We start from the raw sequence: 6836 nt of genomic DNA, 5'->3' as shown, positions 1-6836 counted from the left end.
TTACGAAAATGTAAATTCTCTTGCGCTCGGACGAAGCAGTGCTTCGCTATATCCTCGCTCAGGGTGATTAGCTCAGTTGGTAGAGCGTCTGCCTTACACGCAGAATGTCGGCGGTTCGAATCCGTCATCACCCACCACTTAATTTAGGAGTGGTTAAATAATCTAAGCGACCTAAGCAGCGGTAGTTCAGTTGGTTAGAATACCGGCCTGTCACGCCGGGGGTCGCGGGTTCGAGTCCCGTCCGCTGCGCCATATTTAAAACTTAAGTTTTATACAAGTTTCGCCCCAAACATTAGATTGTTTGGGGTTTTTTTGTGCGTGTTGATTTTATGCTTTTTCTCTATTGCTTACTCCTACTTTTTTGTCTATCACACACATAGCAAGTCATACCCTATCGGTATCAGGTACGATAGATATGACCATGCTTTGATATCTTATTATGCCTTTGACTTTGCACCCAACGCATTGACTAAAGTTGCAAACACGATCAGCACCACCCCAAAAGTCTGTAACGGCTTCAAAGATTGACCCAGCAGTACGACTGCCAGCGTAATAGCGGTTAATGGTTCAATAATGGTAAATACAGAAGCTTGGGTAGCGGAGAGTTTTTTGAGCGCACTGGTATATAAAAAAAACGGTGCAATCGTACCCACTGCGCTCAAACCGAGCGCCAATGCCCATGCAGACATCGGTAACTGAATCAGCGTCCCATAAGTTTGATACGTTTGCGGGATAAATAATAGCACAGCGCCACTAACCGCTACTGAGCTAAAGAGTACAAGATTTGAGGGGTGATGGTATGACAGTGCTTTTTTGCCCAAAATCCCAAAGAGTGAGTAACACACTCCAGCGAGTAGCCCGACCAGCATACCGATGTTAATGCTGATCTTATCCCCAAGCATCAGACACGCCACCCCCATAACCGCCACTATTGCCAATAATGCTGACTTGATAGACACGGCCTCGCCTAAAATAACTCTCGCAAAAATCAAACTGAAAATAGGTGCAGTATACAAAAGCGCGACCGCCATACTGACGCCAACATGTGCAACCGCAAAAAAATAACACAGCGTCATGCCCAGCACACCAATGAGTGATTGCAGTGCTAGATTTATCCACTCGGCGCGTTGCATGGTTTTCATGACAGGCCATACCCGTGGTACCAGAACCAATAGTAAAATGCCTGCTGTTAATACGCGCAATATCGTAATTTGAAAACTACCAAAACCCATATCCCCTAATCGCGTTGAGAAAATACCAAGCGTACCCCAACATACGCCAGCCATAATGACTTGCATCGACCCTATCAATGCGCCGTTATTGGTGCGCGGTCTTGCCCCTATCACTCTATTCACCTCACCCTCCTTAGTCGGTCGCTCAAGCCTTGGTTTCACTCATGGTCTTAAAGCGATTCTGTAGCAGATGACCTGCTGTTATACATTATCTCTATCGTCACAAGAACAATATCCAAACGATAAAACGCTGCATTTTATTAGGGCGTGTCTTCAATTCAAGCGCTTACGGTTAAATGGACTAAATATTGCCAAACATCGTCAAAAATTTTTTGAATATGTCTATTGACGACATGCTTAATTTTATTGAAGAGAACACAACTGGTAAAGACAAGAAAACGATTATGTTAATGACGCTAAAACGGCGTATTATCAGCATGGAGCTTGAACCAGGTAGCAGTATTGACGAGATGACCCTATGCGAAGAGTTTGGTTTGTCTCGCTCTCCTGTCAGAGAGTTAATCAGACAGCTTGCTGCTGAAGGCTATTTAGAGCTAGAGGCAAACCGAGGCGCACGCGTTTCCTCGATGAGTTATAACTCACTGCATAATTTCTTTTTGGTTTCGCCGCTGATTTATACCGCAACTACTGAGCTCGCCACTCAAAACGCCACTGCTGCTGATATACAACGTCTAAAAGACATTCAGCAGCAGTTTAAAGAGGCGATTGCTAATGAAAACATCGAGGCTCGCGTTTATTTTAATAATGAATTTCATTATGAAATTGGACGCATAGCACGCAATCCTTACTTGATGCCAACACTACAGCGTATACTGATTGATCATGCGCGTCTTGGTCATATCTTTTACCAAAAGCCCAGCCAACCAAGTATAAAAAAAGACTTAGAAAAGGCAGTCGAACAGCATGACGATATTATTGACGCTATAGAAAATCACGACGCTTCTCAGGTCGCAGACTTAATTAAAGCCCATATGGATTTATCAAGACAGCGTATTACAGACTATGTTGTCCCGACTGCGCTTAATTCATCGATCGACTTTTAGAGCGTGTCTTCAATGAGCACATGCAATCATTTAGATATTCGTATTGGCTTTTTAAATTTTAAATCGATTGTCAAACAATAGGTCGTGACCCTCCATAGCAATATTGATATGTATAGAAGCTTGTATTGTCACGCAGCTATGATATAAAAGAGCATACGGTGAATACAAACGCTTGTCGCTTTTATGCGCCGTAACCTGTTACAAATATAAAAGCGCGAGCAAGGACACAGGCGCAGGCTTGGCATGTTTAGGTACTTCGCCGTGATTTTTACCAATCAACTTTAGGGGAGTTAAGGATGACGATAGACAATGATGTATTGCGTAAACGTACCAGCTTGTTTGGCACGTTGCTGGGTGAGACGATTTCACGTCAGTCAGGCAAAGAGATGTTAGACACCATCGAAAAGTTGCGTAAGGGCTTTGTGCAAGAGCGCCGCGCACCAAATGCCGAAAACAAGCAAGCTTTGATTGACTTTATCACCTCACTTGACAATCAGACCCTAAAAAACGTCATTCGCGGCTTTTCTATTTATTTTTTCTTGGCCAATTTGAGCGAAGAAAATTACCTACGTGCTGAGCGCCGCAACCTGCGTATGCAATCGGAGCAAAGCTGGGAAGGCTCATTTCGCCGCACCTTACTTGAGTGTCGTGAGCGTAATATCGAGCCTGCTCAAATGCAAGAGATGCTCGACCATCTCAAGTATACCCCTGTGTTTACCGCACATCCCACTGAGGCGCGCCGCCGCACGACCATGAACGTGCTACAAGGACTGTTTACGCACAGTGATGTCTTAAATACCTTTAGCGAAGGCAGCTATCCTTATGAGGCGGCCAAAAAACAGATTGCAGAAGCGATTGACTTGTTGTGGCTCTCCGATGAGGTGCGCACCCGCAAGCCCTTAGTGTATGATGAGATTAACAACGGATTGCATTATTTTAATGCCAGTTTGTTTAATGCCATTCCTAAAGTCTATCGCAACATTAAAAATGCCATCGTCGATATTTATCCTGAGCTGACCGACTATCCGCTGCCCGCATTTATGAGCTTTGGCTCGTGGATTGGCGGCGATAGAGACGGTAACCCCTTTGTGACTCATGAGACCACTGAGCTTGCGGTATTAAAGCACGCAGATACCGTGCTGCGTCACTATCAAGTGCTGATTCGTCAGCTGCGTCGCCAGTTGATTCACAGTGACACCATCGTCACCGTATCTAAAGCAGTATATGCCAAAATCGACAGCTACGATGCGCTGGCGCAGCGGGTGTTTGATTATAATTTAGATGACTACAATAACGAGCCGTATCGCCGTTTGCTGTCGCTTATTTTTGCCAAAATCAATGCCACCAACCGCTTGATTCAAAGTAAAGGCGCAGACGCGGACGCCCAGCAAGACGCTTATACCGACCCAGAAGCACTGCTCGATGATTTGCGTTTGATTCGCCAAAGCGTCAGTACGCACGACAAGGCACATGCGGACGGTCTGCTGCTTGATACCATTCGTTTGATTAAAACCTGCGGCTTTCATTTGGCGGCGCTTGATATTCGCCAAGAGTCGTCTTATCACGGCGAGGTGATTGCCGATATTTTTGCCAGTGCCTCGAACCTGCCCGATTACCATAGTTTGAGCGAAGAGGAACGGCAAACGTGGCTAACTCAATTACTGCAACATCAGGGCACGCCGCTGATTTATACTGACAATCTTAGCGATAAGACACGCGAGCAACTGTCTTTAATGAACTCAATCGCCAAGCTGCGCAAGCTTGTCGGCAAGGACACCTTTGGCAGCTATGTCATTTCAATGACCAACAATGCCAGCCAGCTGCTCGAAGTTTTACTGCTGATGCGCTTTGCGGGATTATGCAGTATCAATGATGATGGCGTCTTGTCAGCCGATTTACCTGTCGCGCCACTATTTGAAACCATTGAAGATTTAAAAAACATCGACACCATCTTGCCTGCCGTACTCGACAATCCGCTGTATCGCGGGCTGCTACAGCACGGGGACAACACGCAAGAGATTATGCTTGGCTACTCGGACTCGTCCAAAGATGGCGGCATCATCACCTCGGCATGGCAGCTGTACAGCGCACAGCAAACCATCAATCGTATTGCCGAAAAATATGGCATCAAAACTCGCCTATTCCATGGTCGTGGCGGCTCTGTCAGTCGTGGCGGCGGCTCCACGCATAAGGCAATTGCCGCGCAGCCAGCAGGCACTCTACACGGTCAGATTAAAATCACCGAGCAAGGCGAAGTACTGTACGCCAAATATGCCAATACTGACACCGCTGTGTTTGAGCTGACGATGGGTATCACAGGTGCGCTCAAAGCTTGCTCCAGCCGCTTTGTGGTACAGCCTAAGGCGCTGCCCAATTACGAAGCGCTATTTGCGCGCCTTGCTGATGCAGGTGAGCAGCGCTACCGCCAGTTGACCGACCATACGGATGGCTTTTATCAGTTTTATTCGCAAGTCACGCCAGTGCAAGAAATCTCACTGCTCAATATTGGCTCACGCCCTGCACACCGCAAAAAAGGTCTACCCAGCAAAACCACCTTACGCGCTATTCCGTGGGTGTTTGGCTGGTCACTGGCGCGCTTTACCCTGCCCGCTTGGTACGGCGTCGGCAGTGCGCTACACAGCGTCGCTGACGATGGCGAACTGATGAAAGAGATGAACGACAACTGGCCGTTTTTTAGTGTGTTTATCAGCAATATTGAAATGGCCTTTACCAAGTCGGAGATGAATATTGCCAAGGCATACAGTCAGTTGTGTGACGATGAGACGCTGCGTGAGCATATCATGGGCGAGATTCTACAAGAGCATCACTTGACCGAGTCGGGACTCAATACACTGCTTGATCAAGACCATCTGTTGTCAGGGCAGCAAAGCCTTGCCGCCTCATTACAATGGCGCAATGCCAACCTTGATCCCATCAACTACATTCAAATCGAACTGCTCAAGCGCGCCCGCCAGCAAGACACCGACAGCCTTAACAGTGATGAGCTGAATGTCGAAGACCCTCTTATCCGCAGTATCAATGCGCTGGCGGCAGGTCTGCGTAATACGGGCTAAAGTCATCATAAAACGTATGAACGGTATCTATAGTGCGATATGTTGCGCTGTAGATACCGTTTTTAGCATACCGTTACGTGATTAAACCAAACCTCTGTATATAATTAGGGTATCTTTTTGCAACCCAGTGTATACCATTATGACAACATCTTATCAAAAAAGACCCGCCCTAAACCTGACCAAATTGAGCTTATCTATACTCGCGCTTAGCAGTATCATTGGTCTGACCGCCTGCAATACCATACCGGCCCAGCCTACGGATCCAGTCAGTGATGATGGCGACCGTGACGACGCTGATGGCAGAATCTCAACTCCTGAAGGCGTCGCGCAAGTGGTCAACGCCAATAATCAATTCGCCGTTGATATGTATAAAGAAGTCAGCAGCAATACGACCGACAATGTGTTTTTCTCGCCTTATAGCTTATCGACCGCCGTTGCCATGCTCTATGCAGGCGCGCAAGGCGACACCAAAGCACAGATTCAAAATACTTTTCACTACCCTGCGCCATTAATCTTAAATGCCAATAGCGCCGCACTGTACAATCGCTTGAATGCGTCTAATGCAGACTATGACATCACCACCGCGAATGATTTGTGGTTGGACAATACACTCAAACCCAAGCAGCACTATATCGACACTATTACCCGCTACTATGGCGGCAAAGTGACCAATTTAGACTTTGCCAGCCGCCCTGAACCTGCGCGCCAGACCATCAACAATACGATTGCTAAGCACACCAATCAGATGATTCCTGAACTGCTACCCGCTGGCAGCATCAAGCGCGATACCGCCTCGGTATTGACCAATGCCATTTATTTTAAAGGCGAATGGGGCGAAGCATTTGATTTGAGCAGAACTGCCGATAATTTTTATAATCTTGATGGCACGGTAACACAAACCAAAATGATGGTAAAAGATAAACAATTTGACTATATGGAAAACGCTCAAATACAGATGGTCTCACTGCCTTACAAAGGCGATGATTTGTCCATGCTCGTTGTCGTACCCAAATCGAAGAACGCCAGCGCCATACGCCAGCTAAATGCCAATTTCAGTATGGATCAAATTAACAGCTGGACAGCACAGTTAAAGTCTCGATACGTACGCGTGATCATGCCGAAATTTAAGCTTAGCGAAGACTATCAGATGAAACCGCTGCTCAGTAAAATGGGTATGCCGATTACCTTTAGTAGTCGTGCGGACTTTAGTGGCTTTAGCGACACTATGCCATTGACGGTAGATGCTATCGTGCATAAGGCAGTGGTTGAAGTGGATGAAAAAGGCACCAAGGCCGCCGCAGGCACAGGCGTGACAATAAGACCTGTCTCTACTGAGTTTGCAAGCGTACCCGTCAAAGCCGACCATCCCTTTATGTTTATGATTAAAGACAATAAGACAGATGCTATCTTATTCTTAGGACAAGTAAATGAGATTTGATTAAGAATACTTTTTGTTCAAATGAACC

4 protein-coding genes and 2 tRNA genes are annotated in these 6836 nt (G+C 46.5%); 5 read left to right on the top strand and 1 reads right to left on the bottom strand.

What is annotated here, in order from left to right:
* The first annotated feature begins 61 nt into the window (after nt 1–61).
* Nucleotides 62–137, top strand: a tRNA-Val gene (locus tag JIE71_RS10075).
* Between the two features lie 38 nt (nt 138–175).
* A tRNA-Asp gene (locus tag JIE71_RS10070) sits at nt 176–252 on the top strand.
* A 185-nt stretch (nt 253–437) separates the two neighbouring features.
* On the opposite strand, the gene JIE71_RS10065 is transcribed toward JIE71_RS10070, so the two are convergent.
* Nucleotides 438–1355: a DMT family transporter gene (locus tag JIE71_RS10065; protein ID WP_323126932.1), complete on the bottom strand. Its 918-nt coding sequence runs from the start codon at nt 1353–1355 to the stop codon at nt 438–440.
* Nucleotides 1356–1636: 281 nt separating this feature from the next.
* Between JIE71_RS10065 and JIE71_RS10060 the strand changes: the two genes are divergently transcribed.
* From JIE71_RS10060 to JIE71_RS10050, 3 genes are all read left to right on the top strand, one after another.
* Complete coding sequence (locus JIE71_RS10060; protein ID WP_228284636.1) at nt 1637–2296, top strand: GntR family transcriptional regulator; 660 nt, start codon at nt 1637–1639, stop codon at nt 2294–2296.
* Nucleotides 2297–2592: 296 nt separating this feature from the next.
* Complete coding sequence (gene ppc / locus JIE71_RS10055) at nt 2593–5370, top strand: phosphoenolpyruvate carboxylase (protein ID WP_199508580.1); 2778 nt, start codon at nt 2593–2595, stop codon at nt 5368–5370.
* Between the two features lie 139 nt (nt 5371–5509).
* Nucleotides 5510–6808: a serpin family protein gene (locus tag JIE71_RS10050; protein ID WP_199508579.1), complete on the top strand. Its 1299-nt coding sequence runs from the start codon at nt 5510–5512 to the stop codon at nt 6806–6808.
* Nucleotides 6809–6836: the final 28 nt, after the last annotated feature.

It is taken from the genome of Psychrobacter sp. bablab_jr014 (assembly GCF_016464015.1).
Lineage (GTDB): Bacteria > Pseudomonadota > Gammaproteobacteria > Pseudomonadales > Moraxellaceae > Psychrobacter.
This window is presented reverse-complemented; position numbering and strand designations above follow the sequence as displayed.